Here is a 16,887-nt window from a genome sequence, read left to right on the forward strand (position 1 = left end):
TTTAGAAATTTAAATAGATGACGATAAGTATAGTAGAGGTGTATAAAATGAATCCAACATATGATGTAAGTTTCGAAAAGACTAGAGATAATCTAACTACAGTAAAAGTAAATGGTTATTATTTGCATAGTAAATTTAAGCCTTCATTAGAAGGAGCAAAGTTAGCAGAAGAGGCATATCAGCCACATCATTTGCACATTATTTTCGGTTATGGAATGGGCTATTTAGTTGATTCTTTATTAGATAAGAGAATTTATAATGAGCCTATTATTGTTATTGACCCATTAATAGATAATGGTACTTTAAAAATAAAAGATTATACAAATCAAAATGTATATGTGTTTAAGACAAAAGAAATAGAAGAAATAAGAAATAACATTGGATTACTAGCTGGCATGACAAATAAAATGACTTTTATTGTCTCACCCAATTATAAAAAAATATTTTTAACAGAAGTTCATGAAATAGCAAATTTAGTGAAAGAAGCACAAGAAAGAGAATTAGTTAATATTCATACTATGAATCACTTTGCAGTAGATTGGCAAATAAATTATGCAATGAATTTAAAAAAAATGGTACAAGATCATTCTTTAAATGAATTAGCTCAAAAATACAATTGTCCTATTGTAGTAGCTTCTAGTGGACCATCTCTTACAAAGCAGCTACCACTTTTAAAAATGTATAGAAATCGATTTATTTTAATTTGTGCTGGTTCGACCATTAATTCATTACTAGATGCCGATATTATTCCAAATTACGTAGTGAGTATTGATGGTGGAATTAATAATTTTAGACATTTTGAAAATTTATCGCTGAAAAATATTGAATTAATTTATTCACCTATTCTACACTACAAAGTACGAGAATCTTTTAAAGAAAATGCCTTTTTATTTATTCCGCATTCACGGCCTCAATTTGAAAAAAATTTGAATGATAAAGTGAATCGGAATTTTCCAATTATGTCTGGTGGTGGATCTGTTGCACATTTTGCACTATCTATTGCAAAATTCATTACAACGGGGCCAATTTGTTTAATTGGACAAGATTTAGCTTATACAAATAATCAAACACATTCCGCAGGGAATAAGAATAATGAAGTAGCTAGTGAAGTTTCAAAAGTTATGGTTGAAGGTTATTATGGAGAAAAGGTTTGTTCAAGTAAAATATTTAAAGGTATGATTAATACATTCGAAGATTTAAACATGGCTCAACCACACAGTAATAAAGTTTTTAATTGTACAGAGGGTGGGGCTAAGGTTAATGGATATTCTCAAATTTCATTTAAACAATTTCTAGAGAGTTATGCAACTTCAGAAGTGGAAAGAATTTCTTTAGATAAATTAGAAAAATATAAGACAGAAACAATCTTAGAAAATGAGTTTAAATTGTACGATGAAATTTTAAAGTTATTAAATAAAGGTTTACGTGTTATAAAAAATGAAAATGGTGTATTATTTTCGAAAAAAGGTATTGCAAAAATAGGTGAAATTGAAAGTAATTTAAACAAACTATATGAAAAATCTTGTATGGATATACTATTAGAACCTATTATTACTTCAGCAGAGCATAGATTTCTGCCTTCACCAAATGAGAGTAAATATGATGAATTTAAACGTGTCAAAGAATATATAACCGTTTTATATACAGAAAGTATTGAAATGATAGAAAAATATATAGAACGATTAAATGAAATTCTAAAAGAAGAGAGCGAAGAAAAATGAATGATGAGTTGAAAGATTTAAAAAATTCATATGATGAATACATTAAAAAAGTACCAGCAGGATGTATTAAAATTGCAGAAGAATTACGAAAAGAGAACATGGATATTTTAAAGAATATCATTGATTTTTCAGAAGGCATGGAGTGGTTAATTGCTGTAAATAATCATTTTACTGAACAAGGAATTCAGATGGAATTAAACCAATCTTTGCTAATTGATTATTTAAATAATATTAATGAGGCATTAATGCAAGAAGACTTTTATTTAGTAGCCGATTTATTTGAATATGAAATTGCAGATTACTTTGAAAAATTACGTGTAGATTAGAGGGAAATATATGTTGAAAAATAAAACAGTACTTGTAACAGGTGGTACGGGTTCATTCGGCAAAAAGTTTATTACTAAGGCTTTAACGTTAGGTGTTAAAAAAATTATTGTGTTTTCACGCGATGAGTTGAAGCAATATGAAATGAAGCAACAATTTACGGATGAACGTGTTCGTTTCTTTATTGGGGACGTTCGTGATAAAGAACGTTTATATCGTGCATTTGATGGTGTTGATATTGTGATTCACGCAGCAGCGATGAAGCATGTAGAGGCTTGCGAATATAATCCTTTTGAAGCAGTTAAAACCAATATTCATGGTGCGCAAAATATTATCGACGCAGCGATTGATCAAGGTGTAGAAAAAGTAATCGCATTATCAACAGATAAAGCATGTAGTCCAATTAATTTATATGGTGCGACAAAGTTAGCTTCAGATAAATTATTTATTGCGGCAAACGCATATGTAGGTGATAAACATACAAAATTTGCAGTAGTTCGTTATGGAAATGTTGTAGGTAGCCGTGGTAGCGTAGTACCTTTCTTCCAAAAGATGCGCGAAACAGGTACATTGCCAGTTACAGATGAGCGTATGACACGCTTTTGGATTACATTAGAACATGGTGTTCAGTTTGTAATTGATAGTTTGGGACGCATGCATGGTGGTGAATTATTCGTTCCGAAAATTCCAAGTATGAATGTGATCGATTTGGCAAAAGCAATTGGTCCAGAGTGTAAAATTGAAATTGTAGGAATTCGTCCTGGTGAAAAACTACATGAAGCAATGATTACAGAAGATGATGCCCGTCATACAATTGAATTTGATGATTACTATGTCATTCAACCTGAATTCAATTGGTGGTCAGCTGATTATGCAAAAGGCGGAAAGACGCTACCAGATGATTTCAACTATATTAGTAACCATAATGAACATTGGTTAACAGTCGAAGAATTAAGAGAATTAGTGGAAAAAATGTAGTCAATTTGACTGCATTTTTTTATTTGAGATAAATAGATAATTTTTATTAAAAATAACCGATATTAATGTAGTAGAAAGAAAACATATATAAATAAGGGAGGAAACATAATGAAAGTTGTAGTCGTTATACAAGCGCGAATGGGTTCTTCTCGTTTACCTGGAAAAATACTTATGCCACTGGGAGAGCAAACGACTTTACACTATGTGACAGAAAGATGCAAACAGATTAAAGGAGTAGCAGATGTAATCGTTGCAACTTCTACTTTGGAAAAAGATAATCAAGTAGAACAATGGTGTTTAGAAAATCAAATACATTGTTTTAGAGGGTCTGAAACAAATGTTTTACAACGTTATATGGAGGCAGTTCAAGATATAAAGCCAGATTATATATTGCGTGTAACAGCAGATTGTCCATTTGTGGATTATGAACTGGCTTCGGAATTAGTAGAAAAGCTCAATAATACAAGTTTAGATATTATAGATTTACAAGGTGAGTTACCACGTGGTTTAGCAGTAGAAGCTATTTCTTATCGTGCCTTACAATATATTACAGAACACGCACATGCAGAACGACATTATGAACATGTAACCTACTATGCGTATGAATATAAAAATGAATTTAAAAGAGCGGTATACGAAGTCTCTAAAGCTAATCAACAGCCGCAATTGCGAATTACGTTGGATACAAAAGAAGATTATGAAGTACTATCAAAGATTGCTAGTCATTTTAAGAATCCACTTGTATCGAGTTCAAATGTTATCGATTTTTTATTAAAAAACCCTCAAATTGCACAAATTAATCGTGATATTGTGCAAAAAAAAGTTTTATAGTCAGGTTGTGAAGTAATGAATATTGCAATAAGGGTAGATTCTTCACAGGATTTAGGAACAGGACATTTTATGCGATGTTTAACATTGGCACAAAATTTTTCACAAGGTGAAGATAGTGTCATCTTTATTTGTAGATCAATTAATGATGAACAGAAGAAAATAATAGAATCAAAGAAGTATAAGTTAATTAAATTATTAGAAATAAATGAGCCTAATTTAGAATGGATGAAATCAAATTTATTAGAAGATGCACATGAGGTAATTGAATATTTGAATTTAGTAAGTATAGACTTACTAATCATAGATCATTATGGGATTGATTATAAATGGGAAAAAGCTGTAGAACCGTACGTGTCAAAAATTCTTGTAATTGATGATGAAGAAGAAAAAAATCATAAATGTGATTTTTTTTTGAATCCATCTTATGGAGCGGAGAAACTTAAAGCTAAGTTTTCTAGTAATCATAAAGAAAATACAAGATTTTTACTAGGGACAAAATATATGATTTTAAGAAAAGAATTCTTAAAATATACGAAGTCAAATCGAAAGTTAGATTTCAATATAAAAAAAATTCATATATTTTTTGGAGGAGTAGATGTGCATAATTATACCTTGAAATATGCGGAATTATTATTAGAAAACTTTAAAAACATACAGCTATTTATTGTTGTAGGAAGTAACTATCGTTATTATAATCAATTGATTTTTTTGGAAAAAAAATATATTGGTAAAGTAAAATTATATAGAAATATCCCTAACATGGAAGATGTTTTGAGTCAATGTAATATGGCTATTGGGGCTCCAGGCATTACAACTTGGGAGAGAGCGGCATTAGGTATCCCTACGTTATACCTGACAACAGCAACTAATCAAGTTCCTATATTGGAAAAGTTGCATAACGCACAAATTTGTTGTTATTTGGGTGAGGCTAGTAAAATTAAAAACGAAGAATTTATTCATAGCGTAAATAATTTTATAAATAATAACAAAAAGTTAGAGATATATTCTAAAAATAGTCATCAAATCATAGATCCGGAAAGTACCAATAGAATTATAAAAATAATTAGAGGAGATGCTTAATTTGAATGATATAGTATTAAAAGATTATGGTATGCATCATATTGAAAAAACAGTTATGTGGTTGAATGATGAGTTAATTAAGGAGAATTTCGGCATACAAAATAGTGTAACGATTGAAAATCATAAAAAATGGTTTTTAAGTGCTGAAAACCTTATTATTAAAGCAATTTATGCAGAAAAAAAATATATAGGAAATATTCTACTTCATTTGAATTTAAAGCATGATAGTGGTTTTTTTCAAATATATATAGGTGAAACCGATATAAGGGGAAGAGGATATGCTGAAAAAGCTATTAGAAAGTCTGTAAGCATATTTTTTGATGAATTAAAATTGCATAGAATTTGGTTGAAAGTATTTCCAAGTAATAATATAGCTATCCATTTATATGAAAAAGTTGGCTTTGTAAGAGAAGGAATAGAAAGAGATTCATTTTTTGATGGTGAAAATTATAAAAATCAATTAGTTTATTCTTTATTAAGAACAGAATGGAATGATTAGTAATGAAATGTGCTATTATGCAGCCAACATATTTGCCTTGGGCAGGCTATTTTTCGATGATTGATTATGTAGATGTATTCGTTTTTTTAGAAGATGTTCAATTTTCAAGAAGGTCTTGGCAACAAAGAAATAGAATTAATTTTAAGGGACAAGAGAAGTGGTTAACGGTGCCGGTAAAAAAAACAGGTTTAAGAAATCAAATAATCAAAGATGTTGAAATAGTAAATCATGAATGGAAAATAAAGCATTTCAATCTTATAAAAGAAGCTTATACAGGTGCACCCTATTTTAAAGATATAATTTATATCTTTGAAAAGTCCATCCTTAATAATACTTCGCTTCTTTTAAGAGATATAAATATTCAGTTTATACAAGAAGTAATGAAATATTTGGATATTAATACAAAAATTATTTTTAGTTCAACTTTAAAATTAGAAGGGAAAAAATCGGAATACTTACTAAAAATTTGTGAAGAATTGAGTGCTGAAGAGTATATAAGCGCTCCAGGATCTATAGAGTATATAGAAGAAGAAGGTTTATTCAGAAAGTCCAATATTAAAATCCAAATATTTAACACACAAGTAGTTGAATACGATAATTTTAAAATAGACGATTTTATACCGTATATGTCTATATTAGATGTAATTGCATATAATGGTCCCGATTTAACTAAAAAATATTTAAAGTGTATAAGAGGAGAGAAATAAAAATGAAAGTATATTATCTTACAGATGCATGTGTTTTGATAGAATATGAAGGGAAAAAGCTTATCTGTGATCCATGGTTGAGTGAAAGTATATGTTATGGTGGATTATATCATTATCCACCAATCAATTTAAATATAAATGATTATTTAAACGTAGATGCAATTTATATATCCCACATTCATGAAGATCATTTAGATTCACAAACATTGAAATATTATAACAAAGAGATACCAGTTTTAATTCATTGTTATGAGGAGAAGCATGTTTATAATAAATTGAAGGGGTTAGGATTTAATAATATCATTGAGTTAGGACATAAAGAAAGTTATCAAATAATTGAAGATTTTACCATTGAAATATTAGCAGCAGATGATTGTAATCCATTAATATGTAATAAATTCTTTGGGTGTCAAGTATCCCAAAGCTATGAAAAATCTTTACAAATAGATTCGCTTGCTGTTTTTCAAGCTGGAGATAAGGTTGTTGTTAACACAAATGATTGTCCTTACGAACTATCATTTCCAATGAATACATATATAAAAAATAAATATAAGAAAATAGATTATCTTTTAACTAGTTACAATGGTGCTAGTCCGTATCCACAATGCTTCGATAACTTTTCTCATGATGAAAAATTAGTGGAAAAAGAAAAAATTAAATTAAAATGTTTAAATCGACTGGTAAATTATTGTAAAGATTTAAAACCTAAATATGTGATGCCCTTTGCAGCGCAAAGGGTATTAGGTGGAGAGAAATGGTTTTTGAACCAATATGTAGCTGCTACACCTTTTGAAGAAGTTGAACGAACTGTTACGGATTTATTAAATACGAATAAGATAGCTACAAAAGTAATTATGGTGAACTCTGGCGATTATTTTGATTTGAATACCGAGGAAAAATCGAATGAATTTTCTCCTCCAACAAAAGAATATCGTGAAAATTATATAGAGAATGTATTAGGAAAAAAAGAGTATACTTTTTCTTTTGAAGATATTGAAGAAGTGAATTTATTAGAGGATTTTAAAATTGCACATCAAAGAATGATAAAAAAAATGAAAGAAGTTTATCATGATATGCAAATTAACACTACTTTGTATATTGATGCGAAACAGGGATACTTATATAAAATTCCAATGTGTGAAGAACCTTGTACAGTTGTAACAGAAAGTCAATTCTCGAAGCCGTTTTTGAAAATAACATTAGATTATAAGTTATTGTATTTAATTTTAAATCGTAAAGCACATTGGAATAATGCGGAATTTGCTAGTTTACTTAATTTCCAAAGAGAACCTAATGAGTTTGAACGCTCAGTACATCATATTATTTCATATTTACATAAATAGAGAGGAAGAGAATAATGCATAAACATCAAGGTGATATAGTAACCCAAAAGAACGGTTTTGAAATTATTAATTGTACTACATGTGGATTTACACATGTATATCCTTTCCCAACACAAGAAAATAATGAATTATTATATTCAGATGAATATTATCAAAAGAATCGTATGAATTATATTAAAAACTTAGAAGAAGATCGGGAATGGTGGAGTGAAGTTTATAGTGAAAGAGTAAGTAAAATTTCCTCCTATCTAATTACTAAGAAACAGATTAACGTATTAGATATTGGAACAGGTGCAGGGTACTTTTTAAATGAAACTAAAAAATTAGGATGGAAAGAGACGGGGATTGAACCATCGCACATGGCTAGTTCTTATGGGATAGAGCAAGGTTTAAATATAGTTAGAGATTTTTATACAAATAAAGTTAGTGAAGGTTTAGGTGAGTTTCAAGTAATTCATATGAATCATGTTTTAGAACATATGATTCACGTGAAAGACACTTTAAAATTAATTTATAATAATTTAGCTAGTGAAGGGATATTCTGTGTTGCTGTACCTAATGATTTTAATGAATTGCAGTTAATTGCTTCTGAAATAAATAATAAAAGCGATTGGTGGATTACACCTCTAGAACATATTAACTATTTCAATTTTGAAAGTTTAAGTCAGTTATTAGAAGAATCAGGTTTTGAAATATTAGATACTACTACTAGTTTTCCAATGGAACTTTTTATTTTAATGGGTGAAAATTATATAGGGAAAAGTGAATTAGGTAGAAGTTGTCATAAAAAAAGAAAAGAGTTTGAAAAGAATTTATTTAAGTATAATGTAGATGTGAAAAATAAGTTATACCGCACGTTAGCAAAAGAAGGTTTAGGCCGAGATGTTATTATATTTGCAAAAAAGAAAGAGGAGATATAATGATTAAAATAAATCAATATCAAATAGGAGCTACCGCTAGACCATTTATTATTGCAGAAATGTCTGGTAATCATAATCAGTCTTTAGAAAGAGCTTTAGAAATTGTAGAAGCGGCTGCAGAGTCAGGTGCACATGCGTTGAAAATCCAAACATATACGGCGGATACATTGACATTAGATGTTCGAGGAAAAGGTTTTTTGATTGAAGATGAAGGGAACCTTTGGAAAGGTAGAAATTTATACGATTTATACAATGAAGCCTATACACCGTGGGAATGGCATGAACCTATTTTTAACCGTGCAAAAGAGTTGGGCATGGTAGCATTTAGTACACCTTTTGATGATTCAGCTGTCGACTTTTTAGAAACTTTAGATGTACCACTTTATAAAATTGCATCATTTGAAAATACAGATTTACCTCTAATTAAGAAAGTTGCAGCTACAGGAAAGCCGATGATTGTTTCAACGGGTATGGCGAACGCAGCAGAATTAGATGAGTTAGTTAGAACAGCAAAAGAGAATGGCTGTAAAGATTTAATTCTATTAAAATGTACAAGCACATATCCTGCTACTCCAGAAAATACAAATATTGCAACGATTCCACATATGCGCGAATTATTCGATGTGCAAGTGGGATTATCTGATCATACGATGGGAACTGGCGTGGCAGTTGCTGCAGTTACGTTGGGTGCAACAGTTATTGAAAAGCATTTTACGTTAAGTCGCGCGGATGGTGGCGTGGATGCAGCATTTTCAATGGAACCTGCTGAAATGAAAGCACTAGTAGAAGAAACGGAACGTGCATGGCAAGCAATTGGTAAAGTAACGTATGGTCCAACAGAGAAAGAGAAGGCGTCATTAAAATTTAGACGTTCTATTTATGTTGCGAAGGATATTCAAGCAGGTGAATCTTTCACAGAAGAAAATATTCGAATTGTACGTCCTGGATATGGATTAGAGCCAAAATATTATCCTAATCTTATCGGAAAAGTAGCTAAAAAAAGTTATACAATGGGAACACCTATTACATTTGACGACTTAATTTAACGGAGTGATTTGAATGAAAAAAAGAACTGATTTTTTACCTTACAGTACACAACAGATTTCAGATGAAGACATCAAAACTGTAATCGAAACACTCAAGTCACCCTATTTAACAACGGGACCAAAAGTTAGTGAATTTGAAAAAGTAGTGGCAGATTATGTAGGTGCGACTTATGCTGTTGCTTTTTCAAATGGCACAGCGGCGCTTCATGCAGCTTGTTATGCAGCGGGTATTACACAAGGTGATGAAGTGATTACAACGCCTATTACGTTTGCTGCGAGTGCTAATTGTGTGCGCTATATGGGGGGCGAAGTTATATTTGCGGATATTGATGAAGAGACTTACAATTTAGATCCAAAAGAAGTAGAAAAAAAGATTACTTCAAAAACAAAAGCCATTATTCCAGTTGATTTTACAGGGCAACCAGTTGATATCGATGCTTTTATGGAAATCGGTAAGAAACATAATATAGTGATTATTGAAGATGGCGCTCATTCTCTTGGTGCTAGTTATAAAAAACGTAAAGTCGGTGCCACTGCAGATATGACGATGTTTAGTTTTCACCCTGTCAAACCAATTACCACAGGTGAAGGCGGTATGATTGTTACAAATAATCGTACATATTATGAAAAACTCCGTTTATTTAGAGGGCATGGTATTACACAAACAGCCTATGCAAAAGAGCAAGGTGATTGGTATTATGAAATGACAGATTTGGGATATAATTATCGCATGACTGATATTCAAGCAGCTTTAGGTATTTCACAGATGAATCGTCTAGATGAGTTTATTGAAAAAAGACAAGAACTAGCGAATTTATATACCGAAAAAATTAATCAGTTACCGACATTAAAAGCACCAAAACAGTTAGCAAATACACAATCAGGTTGGCATTTATACTCTGCTCAACTAGATGAAACCGTTCTAGGTAAAACACGTAAAGAAGTATTTGAAGATTTAAGAAATGCTAATATAGGCGTCCATGTACATTATATTCCAGTATATTGGCACCCATATTATCAAGAATTGGGCTATAAAAAAGGGATATGTCCAAAGGCAGAACAATGGTATGAACGTGCATTAACATTACCATTACACCCACAGATGAATGAAGCAGATGTAGATTTTGTTTTGTCATATTTTAAATAATAAAGAAAAAAGGGGATGTTATATATAAACTGGCACCTATGTCAAGGACACAATAAAAAAAGAGATTAAGCAACTTGAAGGTGATTCCTATATTGAATAGGAGTCATCTTTTTTAAGTTCCACTGATAACGATAGTTGTTGTAATAAACCATGTAATGATTTATTTTTGTCTTTAATTCTTGTAATGTTTTACTCGATTGATAATCTACTTCGTCCTTTAAATGTCCAAAGAACGATTCTTGAGGCGCATTATCCCAACAGTTACCTCTTCTAGACATCGATTGACCTAAACCATATTGCTTTAATAACTTTTGATATCGAGGACTTGTATAATGGCTTCCTTGATCTGAGTGGATGAAGGCATCTTTATGGAGAGTGACTTTCTTGTTGTTGACTAACTTATGGATGGTTTGCGTTGCGATGTCTAAAGTGATTCGATCTGAAACATGATAGGCTAGAATTTCATTGGTAGAGGCATCTTTTACGGTCGACAAATACGCCATACAATTACCGTTATATGGCAAGTAAGTAATGTCGGTTAATAATACTTTTCCCGGAACACCTTGCTTAAATTTTCGGTTTAATTGGTTTGAAACCACTTGATGTTCCTGTGTAGCTTTCGCCATTTTTTTATAAGGATTCGGCTTTCGATGAGGGCAAATGATGCCGTATTTCTTCATAATTCTTTGGATTTTTTTACGACTAAAGATAAGATGAAAGTCATTCTCCAGAATCATTTTAATGGAACGAGACCCTTTCTTATAACCACGTCGCTCAAAGGCTTTTAATATGATTTCTTTCGCTTCTACGTCGCGTTGCTCTCTGGCTTGACGGCTAGAACGGGCTTTTAGGTAACTGTAATATCCAGAGCGTGAGACGTCTAAAAGGGCACAGAAATAAGCCGTCATTCGCTTCAATTGATTCTGTTCCACCGTTTCATAAATCAATAGATAGATACTACTTGGATTTAGGCTTTCTCTGGCGTTTAGCAGCCTCCTTTCGGTCACTTCGAGCTTTTTTAATAACGCTACTTGACCTTCTAATAGTTTAATTCGAGCCTCTTGTCTTTCAATGATTTCAGTTGATGTCAGTTCACGGATTAAAGGTCGACCCGAATTACTTTTCCTTGAATCTGTAAGTCCGATTGACCCATCCTTTTCATAAGCTTTCTTCCATCTATAAGCAGATTGTTCAATACGCTTCATTCCGATTACCTCTACATCGAAGCCGTTTTCTTCAAAGATATGACGTGGCAGTTTCCCCGCTAAATAAGCATCTAAAAATTTATGTTTAAAAGCATCTGTATAAGTGATAGCACGCTCACTAACACGTGCTACATTCGTATTATTTTGAAGTGTTTCGATCTCTTGCTTTGTAAATATGATTTTACTCATGACGTCGCCTTCTTCCTATAGCTTGAATGTAAAGTATATAAAAAAATACCTGTGATTAAAACACTCTTTTTATCGAGTGTCCTAACTACAGGTACCATACTATATAAAACATCTCTTTTTTTATGAAGATTTTTTTGGGCTCTTTGTCAAATGACGTTGGTGAGATTATTTAATAGAATAAATGAGTCGGTTTTTTCGAGCGAGTTGTGTTTCATTTATGAAACGCAACTCGCTCTTTTCAATTTGAAATGAATGAAGATTCGCTGACGATAGTTCGTGAAATTACGATACCCATAGGCAACGCGATTTAAGACTTTGATTTTATTGTGGATGCCTTCAATTCTTCCGTTATTGAATGGATACATAAAACTATTTTCAATGGAACTTAAGTGATGCTTTAATGTGCGCATACTTCTTCTAAAATCGAGTGAAATTTCTTCGTGTAAAGGCTGTTTTAAGAGCGTTTGCAAGGCGTTTATATCTTTGTCTTTCATGGCGTTTAATAGGGATTGATACAGTGTATAGTTGACTTGTAAACGTTCATCATAACTCAATAATGTATCGACAACGGTCCTGTCCGTCGTTTGCCCAAATAACCCAAACGGTTTATAAACGGCGTAGGTTAGGTCTTTTTCGTTTTTTAAAAGTAGTTTCCAATATCTTTTCAGTCGACGATATTTCTTCTGATCTTCGTTGTGCCCGCGTCTAAAACCATTCATGACTTGGATTCGCAGTTGATTCATCGAACGACTGATCAATTGAACGAGATGGAATCGGTCGATGATGATCTTCGCTTTTGGAAACAGTTCTTGTATGAGCTTTTCATATCCGGCATTCATATCGATCGTAATGGTTTTCACCGAACAGCGTTCACGATAGCTGTAACGCGTGTAGAAATGGTTCTTAATATGACAACTGAAACGACTCGGTAAAATATCCAAAATCGTGCCGGTTTGGGCATCAATATATTGAAAAGCCATGCGCCCTCTGGCGTATTTAAATTCATCGAACGACAGGTTTTCCGGGAGTCGATTCGTTGGTTTCAAGCATTCGTTCGCATACGCTTGAATAAAGCGTTGTACAGAAGACACCGAAATCATCGCATCTTGGGCAATCAACGTGATGGATTGCGCTTCGGTCGCTTTCATCGTAACGCGTGCTTTCGTTTGATTGGAAATAAAACAATGGCGATCGACAATAGACGAACGCGCCACGAAAGTACAGGAACAGCTTTTACAAAAGAAGCGCTGTTTTTTGAGTAAAAGGAAGGTACGATGCACCCCCGTGAGTGGCAGCGTGATGCGAGAGGTTTGCGTCCCGTTTTTAATCACGGAAAAGTGTTCATTTTTCATACCACAAACCGCGCAATGGATCGGTATATAGGTAAGTGTAGCGGAAATAAATTTACATACCTTTCCTCTATCTTGCTTTATTTCCACGCATGCATCGGAAAAAGTGATGTTTGGGTCTTGTATATCTAGTAAATTTTTAATATCATGAGTAGTATGCAAGTGAGTCTCTCCTTTAGTATGGGTTTTAGTCGACTTTTATTCTATCGGGAAACTCACTTGTTTTCTATGGTTTGACATAAAAAATAACGCTAGTGAAGTTCCAGCACCGATCTCATGTGAGTTCGGTGCTTTTTTCTTCACCAACGTTATTTATTGTAGAGCCTTTTTTTGCGAGACTGAATGTTTTTTTTTTGTGGTCGATAATAAGACTAATAAGTTTTTTACAAAGGAGAAGCGGAGTATGAAAATTTCATCTGATAAAATAGTAGAAAGCACTTTGTATACACAAAAGAATCAAGAAAATCCTGTTTCAAACGTTACGTCAAGTAATGTAGTGTCAAATCCAGTTATTTCTGAAATGACAGATGAACAAGGACAACCAACAAAAGAGGCTTTTCAAATTGCTGTAAATAAGTTGAATGAATTTATGGAACACGCACAGAAAAACTCAAAATTTATTTTTCATGAAGGTTTAGGTAAATATTACGTCGAAGTGGTCGATGCTAAGACAGAAGAAGTAATTAAAGAGATTCCACCTAAAGAGCTATTGAATGCGTATTATGAGATGCAAAAAATGTTGGGTAATATTGTCGACCGCTCAATATAAGGAAAAGGAATAAATAATGATGAAATGGTCTGTTGAAGAAGCAAGAAATGGGCAAAAGATTTTAAAATTAAATGATACGCATATTTATAGCCAATATAATCCATTACGTGCCGTTGAAACATACATGGAAACAGAAATTCAAGTTGAGACAAAGGAATATATTTTGATTGGAGTTGGACTGGGGTATCATCTAGATTATTTAGTTGAAAGAGTACCAAATAGTGTCGTTCGATATGTATTTTTAGATGCGGAAGAAGAACGATTGTATAATAAATATAATGCGAAACAATACATTCGACTTCCCAATGTGCAACCCTTGAAGAATCAATCAATGTCAAGTGTAGCACATATCGTTGTTCCACAATCTTATGTCCGTGCAGTAGAAAATGGCGATAATCAGGTGTTACATCAATTTTTACAAGACATTAAGATTAGACAGGCATCTTATAAAAAAAGCGAAAGTCAGCTAAAAGAAAATTTTCAATATAATATTGCGAACTTTACACCAATAAATAAGCGGTCTGATAATCGTAAAATTGCAGCACTAGTTTCAGCTGGTCCTTCATTAGATGATACAGTTTTATTTTTGAAATCAAAAGTACGAGAACTAGATATTTATTGTGTGGGTTCTGCTCTAAGGGTTTTACTAAAACATGATATAGTTCCAAAAGCAGTTGTTATAACGGATCCATTAGATGAGATTTCGAAACAAATACCAGTAGATTTTACCGGAGATCTATATTTTTTAAGTACGGCAAATTACCGAGCTGTTCAGCAACATCAGGGGAAAAAGCAAATCTTATTTCAAGAAGGATTTGAATTGGCTGAGAAGTTTGCGGAAAAACATGAACAACCGCTTTTTTCAACAGGTGGTTCTGTAGCAACGACTACTTTTTCGCTCATTGAATGGCTAGGTTATGAAGAAGTATATTTATTTGGTCAAGATTTAGGCTTTTCAGCTAAACAAACACATGCTGAAAATTCTACCTCAAATAGAGAGGTAGGAAAATATCAAAAGTTAATTGAAATTATAGCGAATGATGGCAGTACTATTCATACAACACCTAATTTACTAACTTATAAAAGGTGGTTCAATCGAGCATTTCAAAATTCGAATATGCGTATCTATAATACAGCTGCAAAATGTGCTAAATTAGAAAATACACTATTCATTCCATTAAATAATAAGGAGAGTGACGAGTTTTATGGTGAATAATATTAATAATTCGAATACAGCAAAATCATCTTACTCATATTTACAGTATAAAAATAAAGTAACGGGTCTTGCGTCTGGAATGGATATTGATTCGATTATGGAGAAATTAATGAAAGCTGAAAGTGCTCAAATGGAGAAACTTCAGCAACAAAAACAAAAATATGAGTGGAAACGCGATGCGTATCGTGAAGTAAATACGGCACTATCATCATTTGAAACAGGAATTTTTGCTGACTATGGTTTATCAAAAAGTTGGAATGCTAAAAATGTTACGAGTACTTCATCTGCAATTTCTGCTACAGCGAATAGCACAGCTTCAGGAAATTTAACAATTACAGAAGCAACAGTCGCCACAGCGGGACAAAAAGTATCATCAGGTGCTACAGTTGAAGACCTTGGATTGACAGGTAACGAAGTACAAGTTGCCAAACCAGTTTTTACAGATGCAACAACGATGAAGGAGCTTGGTCTAAATGGTGACGGAGAGTTCACTATTAAAGCTATTAACGATCAAGGCACATACACAGAAAAAACGATTAAATATGGTGAAAATGATAAATTAAGCGATGTATTACAACGAATTAATTCTTCGGGTGTTGGTGCAACTGCGTTGATGTCTAATGGTAAGATTTCTTTATCTGCCAACTCAACCGGTACTGGTGCAGAAGGTTCGATTAAAATTAGTGCAGACGGAAACCAATTATTCCAAAAACTTGGTTTAGCAGATGCGACAGGTAAAGTTGCAGAAGGCACAAATGGTTCGATGGTTGTGAACGGTGTCAAAATGGAAAGTACATCGAATAAATACAATGTATCGGGCTATGTAATCAATGTAACGAATAACATAGCGGCAACCGATGCACCTGCGAAAGTATCTTCTACAACGGAAACAAAAACCATTGTTGATAAAGTAAAAGAATTTGTTAATACTTACAATGGTTTAATCGAAGATTTAAATAAACGTGTATCAGAAAAGAAAAATCTTTCATATCAACCTTTAACGGATGCGCAAAAAGCAGAGTTAAAAGATGATGAAATTAAAAAATGGGAAGAAAAAGCAAAAGCTGGTTTATTAAAAAGTGATTCAAATATTAATAAAGCTCTTTCAGATATGCGTAGTGTACTCGTTAATTATGGTAGCGGTACAGAAGATATGTTATCGAAATTAGGTATTACTACGTCAGAAGTATGGTCTGATAACGGAAAATTAGTAGTTGATGAAGATAAATTAACAAAAGCTTTAGAAGCAGACCCAAACGCTGTATCACGCGTTTTTGTAGGCGACCCAGACAAAGGTACAAAAGGATTTATTTCAGAATTGCGTACAACTGCACAAAATACAGTGAAAAATATTGAAAAAACAGCTGGTAGAGCTTCTTCAAATGAAGATGCGTACACGCTAGGTAGAAATTTAAAAGACGTTAATACAAAAATTGATGATTGGAAAGACCGTTTAAAATCAATTGAAGAACGTTATTGGAAACAATTCGCAGCGATGGAGTCAGCAATTCAAAAAGCGAATTCTCAATCGTCGATGTTCTTACAGTAATTTAGAGCAAAAGG

The 16,887-nt window shown here is 32.6% G+C and carries 16 protein-coding genes; 14 read left to right on the forward strand and 2 right to left on the reverse strand.

Translation table 11 applies throughout. From position 1 onward, the window contains the following. Nucleotides 1-47: 47 nt before the first annotated feature. From MHB75_RS00535 to pseC, 11 genes are all read left to right on the forward strand, one after another. Nucleotides 48-1,721, forward strand: a complete 1,674-nt coding sequence (locus tag MHB75_RS00535) for a motility associated factor glycosyltransferase family protein (RefSeq protein WP_340995185.1) — start codon at nucleotides 48-50, stop codon at nucleotides 1,719-1,721. Further along, a complete protein-coding gene (locus tag MHB75_RS00540; RefSeq protein ID WP_340995187.1) occupies nucleotides 1,718-2,047 on the forward strand; it encodes a hypothetical protein in 330 nt (109 codons plus the stop codon). The genes MHB75_RS00535 and MHB75_RS00540 overlap by 4 nt, the downstream gene beginning before the upstream one ends. A gap of 10 nt (nucleotides 2,048-2,057) precedes the next feature. Then, nucleotides 2,058-3,023, forward strand: a complete 966-nt coding sequence (pseB, locus tag MHB75_RS00545) for a UDP-N-acetylglucosamine 4,6-dehydratase (inverting) (RefSeq protein ID WP_340995188.1) — start codon at nucleotides 2,058-2,060, stop codon at nucleotides 3,021-3,023. A gap of 108 nt (nucleotides 3,024-3,131) precedes the next feature. Continuing rightward, nucleotides 3,132-3,854 (forward strand): glycosyltransferase family protein, encoded by a 723-nt coding sequence (locus MHB75_RS00550; protein WP_340995189.1) that lies wholly within the window; start codon nucleotides 3,132-3,134, stop codon nucleotides 3,852-3,854. Nucleotides 3,855-3,869: 15 nt separating this feature from the next. Then, the gene (pseG, locus tag MHB75_RS00555) at nucleotides 3,870-4,934 is read left to right on the forward strand and encodes a UDP-2,4-diacetamido-2,4,6-trideoxy-beta-L-altropyranose hydrolase (RefSeq protein ID WP_340995191.1); all 1,065 of its coding nucleotides are present in this window, start codon (nucleotides 3,870-3,872) and stop codon (nucleotides 4,932-4,934) included. A gap of 1 nt (nucleotide 4,935) precedes the next feature. Further along, nucleotides 4,936-5,433: a GNAT family N-acetyltransferase gene (locus tag MHB75_RS00560; protein ID WP_340995194.1), complete on the forward strand. Its 498-nt coding sequence runs from the start codon at nucleotides 4,936-4,938 to the stop codon at nucleotides 5,431-5,433. 17 nt (nucleotides 5,434-5,450) lie between these two features. Then, the gene (locus MHB75_RS00565) at nucleotides 5,451-6,140 is read left to right on the forward strand and encodes a WbqC family protein (RefSeq protein WP_340995195.1); all 690 of its coding nucleotides are present in this window, start codon (nucleotides 5,451-5,453) and stop codon (nucleotides 6,138-6,140) included. Between the two features lie 2 nt (nucleotides 6,141-6,142). Continuing rightward, a complete protein-coding gene (locus tag MHB75_RS00570; RefSeq protein WP_340995198.1) occupies nucleotides 6,143-7,483 on the forward strand; it encodes an MBL fold metallo-hydrolase in 1,341 nt (446 codons plus the stop codon). A gap of 14 nt (nucleotides 7,484-7,497) precedes the next feature. Then, nucleotides 7,498-8,403: a class I SAM-dependent methyltransferase gene (locus MHB75_RS00575; RefSeq protein WP_340995200.1), complete on the forward strand. Its 906-nt coding sequence runs from the start codon at nucleotides 7,498-7,500 to the stop codon at nucleotides 8,401-8,403. Beyond that, entirely contained in the window at nucleotides 8,403-9,449 is a 1,047-nt protein-coding gene (gene pseI, locus MHB75_RS00580) for a pseudaminic acid synthase (RefSeq protein WP_340995202.1), read from the forward strand. The genes MHB75_RS00575 and pseI overlap by 1 nt, the downstream gene beginning before the upstream one ends. 13 nt (nucleotides 9,450-9,462) lie before the next feature. Further along, the gene (pseC, locus tag MHB75_RS00585) at nucleotides 9,463-10,596 is read left to right on the forward strand and encodes a UDP-4-amino-4,6-dideoxy-N-acetyl-beta-L-altrosamine transaminase (protein ID WP_340995204.1); all 1,134 of its coding nucleotides are present in this window, start codon (nucleotides 9,463-9,465) and stop codon (nucleotides 10,594-10,596) included. 65 nt (nucleotides 10,597-10,661) lie between these two features. On the opposite strand, the gene MHB75_RS00590 is transcribed toward pseC, so the two are convergent. Beyond that, complete coding sequence (locus MHB75_RS00590; protein WP_340995206.1) at nucleotides 10,662-11,990, reverse strand: IS3 family transposase; 1,329 nt, start codon at nucleotides 11,988-11,990, stop codon at nucleotides 10,662-10,664. A gap of 215 nt (nucleotides 11,991-12,205) precedes the next feature. Beyond that, nucleotides 12,206-13,429, reverse strand: a complete 1,224-nt coding sequence (locus MHB75_RS00595) for an ISL3 family transposase (RefSeq protein WP_340998506.1) — start codon at nucleotides 13,427-13,429, stop codon at nucleotides 12,206-12,208. Nucleotides 13,430-13,742: 313 nt separating this feature from the next. Here MHB75_RS00595 and MHB75_RS00600 point away from each other — a divergent pair, with 313 nt between their 5' ends. The 3 genes from MHB75_RS00600 to fliD are packed head-to-tail and all read left to right on the forward strand — an operon-like array spanning nucleotide 13,743 to nucleotide 16,873. Then, a complete protein-coding gene (locus MHB75_RS00600) occupies nucleotides 13,743-14,108 on the forward strand; it encodes a flagellar protein FlaG (RefSeq protein ID WP_141274863.1) in 366 nt (121 codons plus the stop codon). 16 nt (nucleotides 14,109-14,124) lie between these two features. Next, entirely contained in the window at nucleotides 14,125-15,324 is a 1,200-nt protein-coding gene (locus tag MHB75_RS00605; RefSeq protein ID WP_340995209.1) for a motility associated factor glycosyltransferase family protein, read from the forward strand. Further along, nucleotides 15,314-16,873 (forward strand): flagellar filament capping protein FliD, encoded by a 1,560-nt coding sequence (gene fliD, locus MHB75_RS00610; RefSeq protein ID WP_340995211.1) that lies wholly within the window; start codon nucleotides 15,314-15,316, stop codon nucleotides 16,871-16,873. Before MHB75_RS00605 ends, fliD begins: the two co-directional genes overlap by 11 nt. Nucleotides 16,874-16,887 lie beyond the last annotated feature (14 nt).

Origin of the sequence: Kurthia sp. FSL E2-0154 (genome assembly GCF_038003625.1) — a bacterium.
Taxonomy (GTDB): Bacteria; Bacillota; Bacilli; order Bacillales_A; family Planococcaceae; genus Kurthia; species Kurthia gibsonii.